Raw genomic sequence first — 12,765 nt, 5'->3', positions numbered from 1 at the left:
GGCGCTCGGGCGGGGGGAGACGCCGGACCCGGCGCCACCGGGTCGCTACAGGCTGACGCCGACCGTCACCGGTTCGTTGACCAGTGTGATGCCGAAGGCCTCGTGGACGCCGGCGACGACCTCGCGGGCCAGGGCGAGCAGGTCCTCCGTGGTCGCCTCGCCGCGGTTGGTGAGGGCGAGGGTGTGCTTGGTGGAGATGCGGGCGGGGCCCGTGCCGTACCCCTTGGTGAAGCCGGCCTTGTCGATCAGCCAGGCGGCGGAGGTCTTGACGCGGCCCTCGCCCGCGGGGAAGGCGGGCGGTTCCGCGGCGTCGCCCAGACGCTCGGCCACGCGGGCGCGGAAGGCGGCGAACTCCTCGTCGGTGAGGACCGGGTTGGTGAAGAACGACCCGGCCGACCAGGTGTCGTGGTCCTCGGGGTCCAGGACCATGCCCTTGCCGGCGCGCAGCTTCAGCACTGTCTCGCGGGCGGTGGCCAGCGGTACCCGGTCGCCGGGTTCCACGCCCAGGGCGCGGGCCGTCTCGGCGTAGCGCAGCGGCGCGGAGAGGCCGTCGGCGTCCTCCAGGGCGAAGCGGACGCGGAGGACGGCGTACCGCTCGGGTTCGGCCTTGAAGCGGCTGTGGCGGTAGGAGAAGGCGCAGTCGGCGTTGGTGAGGGTGACCGTCTCGCGGTTCCTGCGGTCGTAGGCGATCACCTCGGTGATCGTGGAGGAGACCTCCTGGCCGTACGCGCCGACGTTCTGGATGGGCGTGGCGCCCGCCGAGCCGGGGATGCCGGCCAGGCACTCGACGCCGGCGAGTCCGGCCTCGACGGTGCGGGCGACGGCGTCGGTCCAGATCTCGCCGGCGGCGAGCTCGAGCGTCGTGCCGTCTAGGGAGAGGCCGCGGGTGGCGATGTGCAGGGCGGTGCCGTCGAAGCCCTTGTCGCCGATGACCAGGTTGGAGCCGCCGCCGATGAGCAGCAGGGGTGTGCCGGTGTCGTCGGCCTCGCGGACGGCGGCGATCACCTCGGCGTCGGTGGTGGCCGTGATCAGGCGGGTCGCGGGGCCGCCCAGCCGGAAGGTGGTCAGCGGGGCGAGGGGGGCGTCGTGGAGTTCCTGCACGGGCCCAAGACTACGAGACGGCGCTGCCGGAACGCCCCGGCCGGTCGGCCGGGGCGTCCTCCGGTCAGGACAGGCGTTCTCGTGCTTCGGCCCAGTCCACCGGCAGGTCGTCGCTCGACACCTGCCAGGAGGCGAACGCCGAGTCCCGCATGTGGGCGGAGAGTCCGCGGGAGGCGGGCGCGTGGGTTCCGGAGCGGGCGAAGGTCTTGAGGGCCGCCGGGGACTCCCAGGCGGACAGGGTCCAGAAGGTCCGCTTGAGAGGTTCGGCCTTGAGGGAGGCGCCGTACGCGCCGGGCGCGGTCCTCAGCTGCCGCCACACGCCCGGCGTGCTGGCCAGGAACCTCAGCGCTCCCCACAGGGTGCGCGTCTCGAAGCGGGAGGCGAAGACGTGTACCTCCGTTCCCGGCGGCGGGTTCGGCACGGTCCAGGGCAGGGTGGGCAGGCCCGCCTCGGTGGGCGTGTAGCCGGGTACGTTCTGCAGGTACTGGGCGAGCAGGAGGATCGAGCCGAGCATGCCCATCGAGATCGTGCAGCTCACCTCCGGGGTCCTCGCGGATCGAGGGCAGGGCGGTGGTGACGAGGGGCTCAGGCCGTCCCCCCGCTGCGTGGACTCGACTGCGTCAAGCGTCGGCGGACCGGGGAGACGCACGAGGGGCGCGCCTCCCCGGAGGAACGCCCCTTGCGCCGCGGGCCGTCAGGCCAGCCGCACGACCGCCCGGGACATGCCCAGCACCTTCTGTCCGGCACTGGTGACCGTCAGGTCGACGCGGACGGTGTTGTCGTCGAGCTTGGCCGCGACCTTGCCGCTGACCTCGATCAGGGCACCCTTGTCGTCGTCGGGGACGACGACGGGCCGGGTGAAGCGGACGCCGTACTCGACGACCGAACCCGGGTCGCCGGTCCAGTCGGTGACCACACGGATCGCCTCGGCCATGGTGAACATGCCGTGCGCGATGACGTCCGGCAGGCCGACCTCCTTGGCGAACCTCTCGTTCCAGTGGATCGGGTTGAAGTCGCCGGAGGCGCCCGCGTAGCGCACCAGTGCGGCGCGGTCCACGGGGAAGGACTGCGCGGGCAGCTCGGTGCCCACCTCCACGTCGCTGTACGCGATCTTCGCCGTCGGGGAATGCGTCATGGGGTGCTCACGCCTCCTCGGCCGCGCGGGCCACGAGCTTGGTCCAGGCGGTGACGACGTGCTCGCCGGCCTCGTCGTGGACCTCACCGCGGACGTCCAGGATGTCGTTGCCGGCCATCGACCTGATCGCCTCGATGGTCGAGGTGACGGTGAGCCGGTCGCCGGCGCGGACGGGACGGACGTAGGCGAACTTCTGGTCGCCGTGCACCACCCGGCTGTAGTCCAGACCGAGCTGCGGGTCGGCGATCACCTGGCTCGCCGCCTTGAACGTGATGGAGAACACGAAGGTGGGCGGTGCGATCACGTCGGGGTGCCCGAGCGCCTTTGCGGCTTCCGTGTCCGTGTACGCCGGGTTGGCGTCCCCCACGGCCTCCGCGAACTCGCGGATCTTCTCCCGGCCCACCTCGTAGGGCGCGGTGGGCGGATAGGTCCGCCCCACGAACGACTGGTCGAGCGCCATGGGCTCGCAACCTCCTGCTGATGTCTGTGGCCACTGCTCGGCCGGGACCCGGCCGAGGCCCGGCCGGGGCTGCCACTGTCCGCGGACGCCCCGCGGACACAACGACGCGAGGCCGTCCCCAAGCTACGGGGACGGCCTCGCGTACGAGCCTGTTTTATCGCGTTTCGCGGTGCGCGGTGTGCGCGTTGCAACGCGGGCAGTGCTTCTTCATCTCCAGTCGGTCCGGGTTGTTACGCCGGTTCTTCTTGGTGATGTAGTTCCGCTCCTTGCACTCCACGCAGGCCAGCGTGATCTTCGGGCGGACGTCGGTGGCAGCCACGTGAGTGCTCCTTGACGAACGGATTGATGCTATTACGCAGGAAAGAGTAGCCGATTGAAGGACCGACCCCGCAATCGGCTACTGAGAGTAGCGGTGACCGGACTTGAACCGGTGACACAGCGATTATGAGCCGCTTGCTCTACCGACTGAGCTACACCGCTGTGATGCGATCGGGCCCCGCCTTGCGGCGGGAACCTCTCACACCAGAGCCCCAAAACGGAATCGAACCGTTGACCTTCTCCTTACCATGGAGACGCTCTGCCGACTGAGCTATTGGGGCGAGCGAGGAAGACATTACACGGTCGCCCGCCGTTCGCCCAAATCCGTTTCGCCCATCCCTGCGCCGGCCCGTCCCGCGGCCCCGCACACGGCCCGCCTCGCCGGTACGGCCACGGCGCACCGCACCGGTACGACTATTGCCCTCCTGCGCGTCGTGGCCGGAACACCGTCCTAGGCTCGTCTCACTCTGCGTGATCATGCGTCCCCACTGCGCAGTCCCGAGCCCAGAGGAGCGCGATGCCCGACAGCCAGCCACAGCCGCACCGCTCGGCCTCCTCCGCGGGGCCGGCCGGCCCTCCGCCCCTGCTGCTGTCCGGAGCGCGTCTCACCGACGGCCGGACCGTGGACGTACGGCTGCACGGCGGGCGCATCGAGGCGGTCGGCACGGCGGGCAGTCTGACGCCGGCCCGCGCGTCCGGTCCCGGCACTCGGGTGGACCTCTCCGGCTACCTGCTGCTCCCCGCCCCCGCCGAACCCCACGCGCACATCGACACGGCGCTGACCGCGGACGTCCCCGGGCCCGTCTCCGACGATCCGCAGGACGTCCGGCGCCGGGTCACCGAGGCCGCCCTGCTGCAACTGGCCCACGGGGCGACCGCGTTGCGGGCCCACGTGCGGGTGGGGGACGTGCCGGGGCTGGACGCCCTGACCGCCGTGCTGCGCGCCCGGCGCTCGCTGCGCGGGCTGGCCGAACTGACGGCGGTGGCGATGCCGAGGGTGCTGACCGGGGCGGCCGGGGCGGACGGGCTGGCGATGCTGCGGGACGCGGTCAAGATGGGCGCGGACGTGGTCGGCGGGTGCCCGGACCTGGACCCCGATCCGGCGGGGTACGTGGAGGCGGTCCTGGAGGTCGCCGCCGAGCACGGCTGCCCCGTCGACCTGCACACGGACGCCGCCGATCCGGCGCGGCTGGCCCGGCTGGCGGCGATGGCGGGCGGACTGCGTCCCGGCGTGGCCGTGGGGCCCTGCGACGCCCTGGGCCGGTTGCCCGCGGACGTGGTCGCCCGTACCGCGGACCGGCTCGCGGCCGCCGGAGTGTCGGTGGTGTGCCTGCCGCAGGGTGCCTGCGGCGCGGTGGACCGCCGCGGGCCGGTCCGCGGCACCGCCCCGGTACGGCTGCTGCGCGCGGCCGGGGTGCGGCTCGCCGCGGGGAGCGGCGCGCTGCGGGACGTGTGCACCCCGGTCGGGCGCGGCGATCCCCTGGAGGCGGCGTACCTGCTGGCCGCCCATCACGGGCTGGGTGCCGGGGAGGCGTACGACGCGGTGAGCACGGCGGCGCGGGCGGCCCTCGGCCTGCCCGAGGTGCGGGTGGAGGCGGGCTTCCCGGCCGAGCTCCTCGCGGTGCGCGGGGACGGGCTGGCGGGGGCCCTGTCCCTGGCGTACAGCCGGATCGTGATCCACCGGGGGCGCGTGGTGGCGCGCACCAGCGCGGTACGGGAGTACGGCGATCCGGCGGCGACGGTGACGGCGACGGATCCGGGGCTGCCGCGGCAGGGGCGCGGGGGGCCGGAGGGGGCGGGGTAGGGCGGGTGGGCTGGTGGGGGTGAGTGCTGTCCTTGCGCGGCGGATGTCAGGGGCGGGCTGCGCGGGTGGGGCGCAGGGCGTGACCGGCGGGGGCGAGGGTGTGGGTGCGGGGCGGGGCCGAAGTCGTGCGGCGGGGGCGGCCGTCGGGGCGTACGGTCGAAGGCATGCGCATTGTCATCGCTGGTGGTCATGGACAGATCGCGCTGCGGCTGGAGCGTCTGCTCGCCGCGCGCGGTGACGAGGTGGCGGGCATCATCCGCAAGGCCGAGCAGGCCGGCGATCTGCGGGCGGCCGGCGCCGAACCGGTCGTGCTCGACCTGGAGTCGGCGTCGGTCGAGGAGGTCGCCGAGCGGCTGCGGGGCGCGGACGCGGCGGTCTTCGCGGCCGGCGCGGGACCGGGCAGCGGTGCGGCCCGCAAGGACACGGTGGACAAGGCGGCGGCGGTGCTCTTCGCCGACGCGGCCGTCCGCGCGGGCGTACGGCGCTTCCTGATCGTGTCCTCCATGGGCGCCGACCCGGCGCACGCGGGCGACGAGATCTTCGACGTCTACCTGCGTGCCAAGGGCGAGGCCGACGCGTACGTGCGCTCGCTGGGCGACGCGCTGGACTGGACGATCCTGCGGCCCGGGCAGCTGACGGACGACGCCGGCACCGGCCGGGTGCGCCTGGAGGCCCGTACCGGACGCGGCCCGGTCCCCCGCGACGACGTGGCCGCCGTACTGGCGGAGCTCGTCGACACGCCGGCGACGGCCGGCCTGACGCTGGAGCTGATCAGCGGTTCGGCACCGGTGTCGGTCGCGGTGAAGTCGGTGGCCGGGAACTGAGGGCGCGCGGTCTCAGCTCCGGCGAGGCGGCGGTCCGGCGAGGCCCGGGGCCGCGTGCCCCGGGCCGTCGGTACAGGCGAGCCGGCGGTGCGTCAGTTCCCGTGCCCGGAGCGGTGCGTCAGTTCCCGCGCCCGGACTGGCCGCGGGCCTCGTCCACCGTGTCCTGACCGGCCTCCCGCAGGCCCTGGACGGTGTCCTGTCCGGCGGACTGCGCCTGGCCCTTGGTGGTCTGCGCGGCCTCCCTCGCGGTGGACCTGACCGACTCCACCGCGCCGGTGGCGGGTTCGCGCAGTTCCTCCTTGACCTGCTGCGCGGCCTGCTTGGCCTGACGCTGCACCGGTTCCAGCAACTCCTCCGAGTGGTCCCGCAGTTGCTGTCCCGCCCGCTCCTCCACCTCCGTGGCGGGCAGCAGCGCGGCGGCCAGCATGCCCGCGCCGAAGGCGATGAGGCCGGCCGCCAGCGGGCTGCCCTGCGTCTGACGCCTGACCTGCTCCGGCGTCTGCTGCAGGGCCTCACCGACCTGTCCGGCGGTCTCCCTGGCGGCGCCGGCGGCCTGCCCGGCCGCGTGGCCGGTGGTGTCCGCCAGGCCGTGTGCCGCCTGGCCGGTGCTCTCCGTCACGCCGCGCGCCGTGTCCGACACGCTTCCGGCGGCGTTCTGCGCTGTGCCCATCACGCTCTCCTTGATGCCGGTCAGCCGGTTGCGGGCGGCTCCGGCCTTGCGCCTGGCCACCTTCCGGGGCGCCACCCTCTCGGCCAGGAGGTCGACGTTGTGGGACAGGTGAGCGCGCCGGCGTTCGACGTCGGTCCTCAGCTCCTCGGGTGTCGTGCCCATCGGGCGTCCTCCTTGAGGGTCTCCATGGTCTGTTCGGGCTTGACGTTGACCGCCTTCAGCCGCTTGCGGCCGATGACGTAGAGCACCGCGCCGACCACGGCCCACAGTGCCGTCACGATGAGCGCCGCCCAGGCGGGGTCCATCACGTTGGCGAGCGCGAAGACGACGGTGAGACTGCCGAAGAGCACGACGACGTGCCCGGCGTAACCGGCGCCGCCGAGCATGCCGGCGGCCTTGCCCGCCTTGGCGCTCTCCTGCTTGATCTCTGCCTTGGCCAGCTCGATCTCGTCACGGACGAGGTGGGAGAAGTCGGAACTGATCTCCCCGATCAGGTCCCCGACCGAGGCCGTCTCCCGCATGCCGTGCGTGGAGGCGTCGTACGTGGGGGGCGGTGGTGCGGGTGGCGGGGGCGGGAACGGAGCCGCTTCGCCCGTGCTGGGTCCTCGGTACGCTGTGGCCACGCTCAGCTCCTCAGGTCGTCCGGCGCGGATCGGTCCGCGCCGCCGGTGCCGTGGCGCCCCGGCCGCCGCCGGGGGTGTAGTGCGACGGCTGTGACTGCCCGTAGGTGTCCAGCGGGTCCTCGCCGTACGCGGTGGGGGCTGCGGGAGCTGCGGGAGCGCCGCCACCGAGCGCGTCCGGCCCGGCGGGCGCGGTGGTCGCGCCGTCCCGTGCCGACCCGGCGGCGCCCGGTCCCGAGCCGGCCGCGCTCACTCCCTTGCCGGCCCGCGCGACGGCGAACCCGGCCAGCGCCGCCCCGGCCAGGAAGACGCCCGGGCGGCGCCGCGCGAAGTCCCGGAGGTCGTCGACCAGACCGTCCGGCCCGCGCTCCTCCAGCCGGGACGCCGCCTTGTGACCGCCGTCCGCGAGGTACTGCACCACGCCGGCGGCGCTGGAGCCCGGCTTGCCGTGCCGGCCCATGTCCTGCAGCTCCCCGGCGAGCCGGCGTACGTTCTCCGCCAGACGGCGCGTCTGGGTCTGCGCCTGCTCCTGGAGCTGGGTGCGCACCTCCTGTGCGAGATCACGCGCCTGGGCGACGGCCTCGTCCGCGGTGTGCGACGCCTGCTCCTTCGCGGTACCCACCACCTCGGTGGCCTTGTCGCCCACGAGTCCGGCGCTCTCGCCCGCCTTCTGCTGGGCCGTCCCTGCCACTGCCGCCGCCCTGCTGTCCCCCGGGCGGTCTGTGCGCTGGAAGTCGCTCAAGGCTCCTCCTGCTGAAATCAAAGAGACGCATAAGCCGCAAACGCCCCATATGTGCACTTCCGACGCGCATCGGGTCCCCCTGCCCGGACATGAAAAACGCGCCACCGGGACATGCACCGCCGGACACGGCCCCGGCGCCGTCGGCGGTCGACGGAAGAGAGGCGTACGGGGCCGCCGACGGCAGGCACGACAAAGGGCCCGTGACCTGTTGTTCAACAGGTCACGGGCCCTTTGTTCCCGTGTGGCGGCGCCAGGATTCGAACCTGGGAAGGCTGAGCCGGCAGATTTACAGTCCGCCCGTGGAGGCCCTGTGACCTCTGTCTTTCTTCGGGCCAACGAAGCCACCCCACGCACACCCCATGGCGGTGCCCGTCCACTGGGCAGGCCATCTGCCGTCGATCCCACTCGGCTCCGCGTTGGTTGCACGGACGACTGCTCGACGCCGCCGCTACGCTCGGCGCATGAGCCAGCGCAGCTACTTTCGCGACGATCCAGACCCCAACAACGACGCACTGGAGCGCCGACAGTTCGCAGAGCGGACTGTGCGCGCTTTGTCAGAGGTTAGGCGACAAAGTAAAAGTAGCGTAGCGGGGTTGATTGCCCCCTGGGGAGCTGGAAAATCTACAACCCTGGCAATGATTGTGGAAGGGCTGAAGGAGCATGAGGCTACGCCCTGGACAGTTGTAGACCTTAATCCGTGGCTCTACAGTGATGTCGAAGCACTCCAGTTGGGTTTCTTCGTCGCACTAAGGGAAGCACTCCCATCCGACGCCAAATGGAATCGCACGAGAGAGCGCTTCGGTAACTTTTTCACTGCCATCTCCCCAGCGGGTAAGGTAAATGGCCTGGCGGGCGTCGATGCCAGTTCAGCCCTTGAGGCTTTTGGCCAATGGATCGCCGGCGACGTCAGCGCTAATGCGCTCAAAGAGAAAGCTGAGGAAAAACTTGACGAGCTAGAAAAACCCATCCTTTTCGTGATGGACGACCTCGACAGACTGACACCAGATGAACTACTCATGGTATTCAAGCTCGTGCGGCTAGTGGGGCGTCTACCGAATGTCTACTACTTGCTTTCCTACGACGAGAGGACACTACTTGACGTAATTCAGCAAACCGATATCGCATCTGGGAGCAGAGAGCGGGCCCGGGAGTACATGGAGAAGATCATTCAGGTCCGCTTCGATGTGCCAGCTATGCGACCACAGCAACAAGCAGACCTAGTAAACAAAGCCATGTCCGAGGTAATGAGCCGATACAACATCGACTCCAACGAGGAGGACAATGAACTCTTCGCGCGCGTGTTCAGGGAGCACATGAAGAACATCCTGACAACTCCGCGCTCGATCAACCGGTACTTTGCCCAGGTGGACGCGCTTTACGAAACCCTTCACGAGGAGGTTAATTTCATTGACTTCACCCTAATCACTTTCATTAGAACTTTCGAGCCAGACGTCTACAAACACCTAGTAGGTTCTTGGCGAAGTGAACTACTAGGCGAACCCGGAGCGTACTCGATCACAAGAAGAGAAAAAGCTGAAGATAAACAGCGGCGCTGGCATGAGATGCTAATGGGAGCGCACGTCCAACAATCTGACATACCGGGCCTGTATGAACTATTGAAAAACCTCTTTCCGAACATACGGTCATCCGACGGATCTATTGGCCCACACCGAGATCATTCTCTGCGTCGCGGCGTAGGAAGTCGTGATTACTTCGATCGATATTTTAACTTCGGAGTACCAGGTGACGATGTTTCCGACACCGCACTCCGAGAGCTAGTGATTGCTCTCAACGACAGGCATGACCCTGAAACATTGGACGTCATCCGCTCAGCACTTCTCAGCAGTACATCACGTGTCTGCCGCAAGCTAAAGCACATTCTCCCTGGCTATGGTGACGCCTGCGCTGAGCTTTTGCCAATGTTCGCGGAAATATACGCCGACACAGACCATGCCATCTTTTCACTCGACGGCAGCCCTTTGCTGAACCTGGAAAGCGCTGCCGAAGTCGCAGCATCCAAGATGACACCATCAAGGATCGAGGAAGTGGTTGGCGAGATGGACTCCCACTCTCACGGTGCCATACTTGCATCTAACGTAGTGCAACGTCTGCAGGATGACAGTACAAGTAATTTTCAAATACTGCACACCAGCACCTCGCGTATCTTGGAACAGCGAGTAACCGCACTGATGGAGCGTGACCTCGCTTCCGTATCAACCCACGACTTCAGGCACGTCTACCATTGGCGGGTTACAGCAGGAAAAGAGATCGTTGATCCAAGACTGAAACATGCTCTCATGGATGGCTCTTGGAATCCTCTAGATTTTGCCGCCAGGAACATCTCTGTCGCCATAAGCGGCGATACTGCCTCACTCTCTGACCTAGATTTCGACACGCTCGATGAGGTAGTAGGTATGGAGTATTTTTACAGCACCTTGAGGAGCGAAATAGAAGCTGCTGATACAGCGATCCGTCGACACTACTACACCGACACAATGGAAAACCGCAGGGCGCTGGCGTTGGCTTTCTTGAGAGCGCGACACGAACAGCAAAGCGTCTCAAGCGAGAGCTAAGCAGACGAGCCAGAAAACTGAGCTAGACCTGGATGGAGAGGGCTCTACGGTGGGACCGAAGACAACTAAAGTCTACGAGTTGCTTCGCTCGCGGCTTGCCTCCGGCGAATACGCTCCGGGCGAAAAGCTTCCTTCAGAACGCACGTTGGTTGAGGAACTCGGCATCGGCCGGACAGCTCTTCGACAGGTGCTTGCTCGCCTTGTTGCCGAAGGAGCTCTAGAAGTTCGCGGCCGGAGTTCATACCGGGCGCCAGGGGCAGTTAGCATTAGGCCGCCAGAAGGGGTAGAACCGTGGCGCATCCATGGCGAGCGTGACCTTTACAATAATCGCTGGGTGAAACTTCAACTATGGAATGTAGAGCCGCCCGGCATGCAGTCATTCGAGCATCACGTAGTAAAGCTGCATCATGTAGCCATCACTGCGGTTTTGGACGACCAAGACCGCGTTCTCATGATGTGGCGGTACCGGTTTGTACCCCAACAGTTCGGCTGGGAGCTCCCGGGCGGAATCGTTGACCCCGGCGAGGAACCGGCGGACACGGCGTTGCGGGAAGTGGTCGAAGAGACCGGATGGCGCCCGAAGACGCTGGAGCACGTCGTGAGCTATCAGCCCATGGTCGGCATGGTCGACTCACCCCACGAAATCTTCGTCGGCCACGGGGCGGAGAGAGTCGGTGAACCGACCGACTTGGAGGAAGCCGGCCACATCGAGTGGGTCCCTCTCGCGGACATCCCCGGGCTCATGGCCCGCGGTGAGCTGATGGGGTCCGGCACCCTCGTTGCCCTGCTGCACATCCTGGCCAATCGGCGCGCGCCAGGGGTCACAGCCGCGCGCTGAGCATGTCGACGCGGCGGCGCTGCCGGACCGAACCGGTCCGGCTCGCCAACAGGCGAGCCTGCCGCAGGTGCGTGCCGGCGTCGTCGTACTCAGCTCGGATGAGATGCGCCTGGGCCAGGTCGGCGTGCAGTCCGGCCCGGGCGCGCACGAAGGTCGGGTCCATGACCTCAAGCGCGCCGTAGAGGCTGGTGACCGCCGACTCCTCCCCGAGTAAGGCGAGCACGTTGCCCTGCCACCGGGTGAGGTGGGCACCGTTCAGGAAGATGCTCAGCATGTCCGGGTCCCGGTCCTCGGGGCCCGGCGGAATCACGGCAAAGGCGGCGTCCAGCGCCCGTCGGCAGTCGTCCGGCATTCCGGCGTGCGCGCACATCTCCGCTTCCGCGGCGTGCAGCCATGCCCGAAGCCGAGCGGAACCGGACTGCCCGACGATGCGCCGCGCGTCGCGCACGAGGTCGACGGCGAGCGCCGGCCGTCCCGCCTCGCAGAGCACGTACGCCTGCTCTCCCATGGCGTGAGCCAGGTACATGGGTGCCTCAGCGTCGCGCGCCGCGCGCTTCGCGAGTTCGTAGTGCCGCCACGCTCGCTCGATCGCCCCCGAGTCGATCGCCTGCCACGCGGCCAGGGTCGACGCACCGGCGAGCGCGAGCGCCACGGGCCGACGCGTGGCAGGCAGCACGGCAAAGTTGAGCGCGTCTTCCAGGGCGGCAAGGTGGCCGGTCATCTGGTCGACCAGTGCCGCAGCACCCCTCTGACGGTCCATGGTGCGCAGTAGCTCGGTCTGGTCGTTGAACGTCTTCACCATGGACTCGCTGACGCTGCTGGCCGAGTCGATCCGGCTCAGAAGGTCGTCGTAGCCGTCTGCGGTCGGTGCCGTCGGCGCCGGATCGCTGTCCCGCAGTTCCCCGTCCGTGACGCCGAGGAGCTGCCGCAGGACACGCGCGTACCGGTCGGAGATGGTGCGCTTGCCGTTCTCCCACTCGGACACGTACACCCGCAGACTCGCGGTCGACGCAACGTCCGTGAGATTCCGTCGGGCGAACTGTTCGATCTCGCGAACCAGCCGTTCTTGCGACCACCCGCGTGCCGTTCGCGCGCGTCGAAGTCCCGTACTCACGGACCACCTCCCGGCGTTGGTTTCCTCGCGCCACCTTGCCAGCATGTCGCACATTGCCGCAGGTCAACAGGGCTTAACAGGACGGAAGTTAAGCCCTGTTGGCTACCGGCACCCATGCCTCCAGAGGTCTTCTGGAGATGCACCACAGCGGTCAAGCCGCCACCCGATTCAGCGAACCACCTTGACACTGGTGCGCACCAGATGCACTCTACTGGTGCGCACCAGATTACGGGCTGGTCCTGGAATCAGGTGCATGGCAACGCCCGGAGGGCTCCGTGAAACGGGCTCGAAGGAAGCGACAGCTCTTTGAGAACTGCATAGGTGGGCCCCGTCTCCCCGAGTCGAAAAGACGGACCGCGCGGCAGGTCGCCGCGCTCCCTTGATGTCCCTGCGAACGCGGGAGGTCGGTGTGTACCGACGACATATCAGGCGCCGCCCGTTCGGACCGGCCGGCGGCGCCTTCGGTAGTTCGGTCCGTTCTGGTTCGCGGCGCTGACGCTGCGGCCGGTTGCCTCTCCCGCCCGTCCGTTCCGCGCGCTGCGTGAGGACGTACGGGCGGGAGCGCG

Annotated in this window: 13 protein-coding genes and 3 tRNA genes; 4 read left to right on the top strand and 12 right to left on the bottom strand. The window is 68.6% G+C overall.

The genetic code is table 11. The features are described from left to right. Positions 1–45 precede the first annotated feature (45 nt). From ACFYOJ_RS20510 to ACFYOJ_RS20480, 7 genes are all read right to left on the bottom strand, one after another. Positions 46–1,101, bottom strand: a complete 1,056-nt coding sequence (locus ACFYOJ_RS20510; RefSeq protein WP_356552762.1) for a UDP-N-acetylmuramate dehydrogenase — start codon at positions 1,099–1,101, stop codon at positions 46–48. Between the two features lie 64 nt (positions 1,102–1,165). Continuing rightward, on the bottom strand, positions 1,166–1,543 hold the full coding sequence (locus ACFYOJ_RS20505; RefSeq protein WP_356552873.1) for a DUF3291 domain-containing protein: 378 nt from the start codon (positions 1,541–1,543) through the stop codon (positions 1,166–1,168). A gap of 252 nt (positions 1,544–1,795) precedes the next feature. Continuing rightward, positions 1,796–2,236, bottom strand: a complete 441-nt coding sequence (locus ACFYOJ_RS20500) for a MaoC family dehydratase (protein ID WP_356552763.1) — start codon at positions 2,234–2,236, stop codon at positions 1,796–1,798. 7 nt (positions 2,237–2,243) lie between these two features. Continuing rightward, a complete protein-coding gene (locus ACFYOJ_RS20495) occupies positions 2,244–2,696 on the bottom strand; it encodes a MaoC family dehydratase N-terminal domain-containing protein (protein WP_356552765.1) in 453 nt (150 codons plus the stop codon). A 154-nt stretch (positions 2,697–2,850) separates the two neighbouring features. Beyond that, positions 2,851–3,015: a 50S ribosomal protein L33 gene (gene rpmG, locus ACFYOJ_RS20490; RefSeq protein WP_003948671.1), complete on the bottom strand. Its 165-nt coding sequence runs from the start codon at positions 3,013–3,015 to the stop codon at positions 2,851–2,853. A gap of 88 nt (positions 3,016–3,103) precedes the next feature. Continuing rightward, a tRNA-Met gene (locus ACFYOJ_RS20485) sits at positions 3,104–3,176 on the bottom strand. A gap of 46 nt (positions 3,177–3,222) precedes the next feature. Then, positions 3,223–3,295 (bottom strand) — tRNA-Thr (locus tag ACFYOJ_RS20480). Between the two features lie 236 nt (positions 3,296–3,531). Between ACFYOJ_RS20480 and ACFYOJ_RS20475 the strand changes: the two genes are divergently transcribed. Together ACFYOJ_RS20475 and ACFYOJ_RS20470 are read left to right on the top strand one after the other, a co-directional pair. Further along, entirely contained in the window at positions 3,532–4,818 is a 1,287-nt protein-coding gene (locus tag ACFYOJ_RS20475) for a hydrolase (protein ID WP_356552767.1), read from the top strand. Positions 4,819–4,982: 164 nt separating this feature from the next. Next, positions 4,983–5,642: an NAD(P)H-binding protein gene (locus ACFYOJ_RS20470; RefSeq protein WP_356552768.1), complete on the top strand. Its 660-nt coding sequence runs from the start codon at positions 4,983–4,985 to the stop codon at positions 5,640–5,642. A gap of 118 nt (positions 5,643–5,760) precedes the next feature. Here ACFYOJ_RS20470 and ACFYOJ_RS20465 read toward each other — a convergent pair whose 3' ends face one another. The 4 genes from ACFYOJ_RS20465 to ACFYOJ_RS20450 all read right to left on the bottom strand — a co-directional run bounded on the left by ACFYOJ_RS20465 (position 5,761) and on the right by ACFYOJ_RS20450 (position 8,020). Then, entirely contained in the window at positions 5,761–6,474 is a 714-nt protein-coding gene (locus ACFYOJ_RS20465; RefSeq protein WP_356552770.1) for a DUF3618 domain-containing protein, read from the bottom strand. Beyond that, on the bottom strand, positions 6,450–6,935 hold the full coding sequence (locus tag ACFYOJ_RS20460; RefSeq protein WP_356552772.1) for a phage holin family protein: 486 nt from the start codon (positions 6,933–6,935) through the stop codon (positions 6,450–6,452). The genes ACFYOJ_RS20465 and ACFYOJ_RS20460 overlap by 25 nt, the downstream gene beginning before the upstream one ends. A 10-nt stretch (positions 6,936–6,945) precedes the next feature. After that, positions 6,946–7,674: a hypothetical protein gene (locus ACFYOJ_RS20455; RefSeq protein ID WP_356552773.1), complete on the bottom strand. Its 729-nt coding sequence runs from the start codon at positions 7,672–7,674 to the stop codon at positions 6,946–6,948. 242 nt (positions 7,675–7,916) lie between these two features. Then, positions 7,917–8,020 (bottom strand) — tRNA-OTHER (locus ACFYOJ_RS20450). A gap of 115 nt (positions 8,021–8,135) precedes the next feature. Between ACFYOJ_RS20450 and ACFYOJ_RS20445 the strand changes: the two genes are divergently transcribed. Both ACFYOJ_RS20445 and ACFYOJ_RS20440 read left to right on the top strand, forming a co-directional pair. After that, positions 8,136–10,247, top strand: coding sequence for a P-loop NTPase fold protein (locus ACFYOJ_RS20445; protein ID WP_356552774.1), 2,112 nt, complete (start codon positions 8,136–8,138; stop codon positions 10,245–10,247). 49 nt (positions 10,248–10,296) lie between these two features. After that, complete coding sequence (locus ACFYOJ_RS20440; RefSeq protein WP_356552776.1) at positions 10,297–11,085, top strand: NUDIX domain-containing protein; 789 nt, start codon at positions 10,297–10,299, stop codon at positions 11,083–11,085. On the opposite strand, the gene ACFYOJ_RS20435 is transcribed toward ACFYOJ_RS20440, so the two are convergent. Next, complete coding sequence (locus ACFYOJ_RS20435) at positions 11,069–12,076, bottom strand: XRE family transcriptional regulator (RefSeq protein ID WP_356552874.1); 1,008 nt, start codon at positions 12,074–12,076, stop codon at positions 11,069–11,071. The two genes, ACFYOJ_RS20440 and ACFYOJ_RS20435, sit on opposite strands and share 17 nt — an antisense overlap. Positions 12,077–12,765: the final 689 nt, after the last annotated feature.

The organism is Streptomyces sp. NPDC006384 (assembly GCF_042870695.1).
GTDB lineage: Bacteria > Actinomycetota > Actinomycetes > Streptomycetales > Streptomycetaceae > Streptomyces.
Note: the sequence above shows the minus strand (reverse complement) of the source record. Positions and strands in the feature narration are given on the sequence as shown.

Excerpts from the sequence above, each read along its gene's own strand:
- ACFYOJ_RS20500 (WP_356552763.1), bottom strand. The coding sequence starts at position 2,236 with ATGACGCATTCCCCGACGGCGAAGATCGCGTACAGCGACGTGGAGGTG.
- ACFYOJ_RS20495 (WP_356552765.1), bottom strand. The coding sequence starts at position 2,696 with ATGGCGCTCGACCAGTCGTTCGTGGGGCGGACCTATCCGCCCACCGCG.
- ACFYOJ_RS20475 (WP_356552767.1), top strand. The coding sequence starts at position 3,532 with ATGCCCGACAGCCAGCCACAGCCGCACCGCTCGGCCTCCTCCGCGGGG.
- ACFYOJ_RS20470 (WP_356552768.1), top strand. The coding sequence starts at position 4,983 with ATGCGCATTGTCATCGCTGGTGGTCATGGACAGATCGCGCTGCGGCTG.
- ACFYOJ_RS20465 (WP_356552770.1), bottom strand. The coding sequence starts at position 6,474 with ATGGGCACGACACCCGAGGAGCTGAGGACCGACGTCGAACGCCGGCGC.
- ACFYOJ_RS20445 (WP_356552774.1), top strand. The coding sequence starts at position 8,136 with ATGAGCCAGCGCAGCTACTTTCGCGACGATCCAGACCCCAACAACGAC.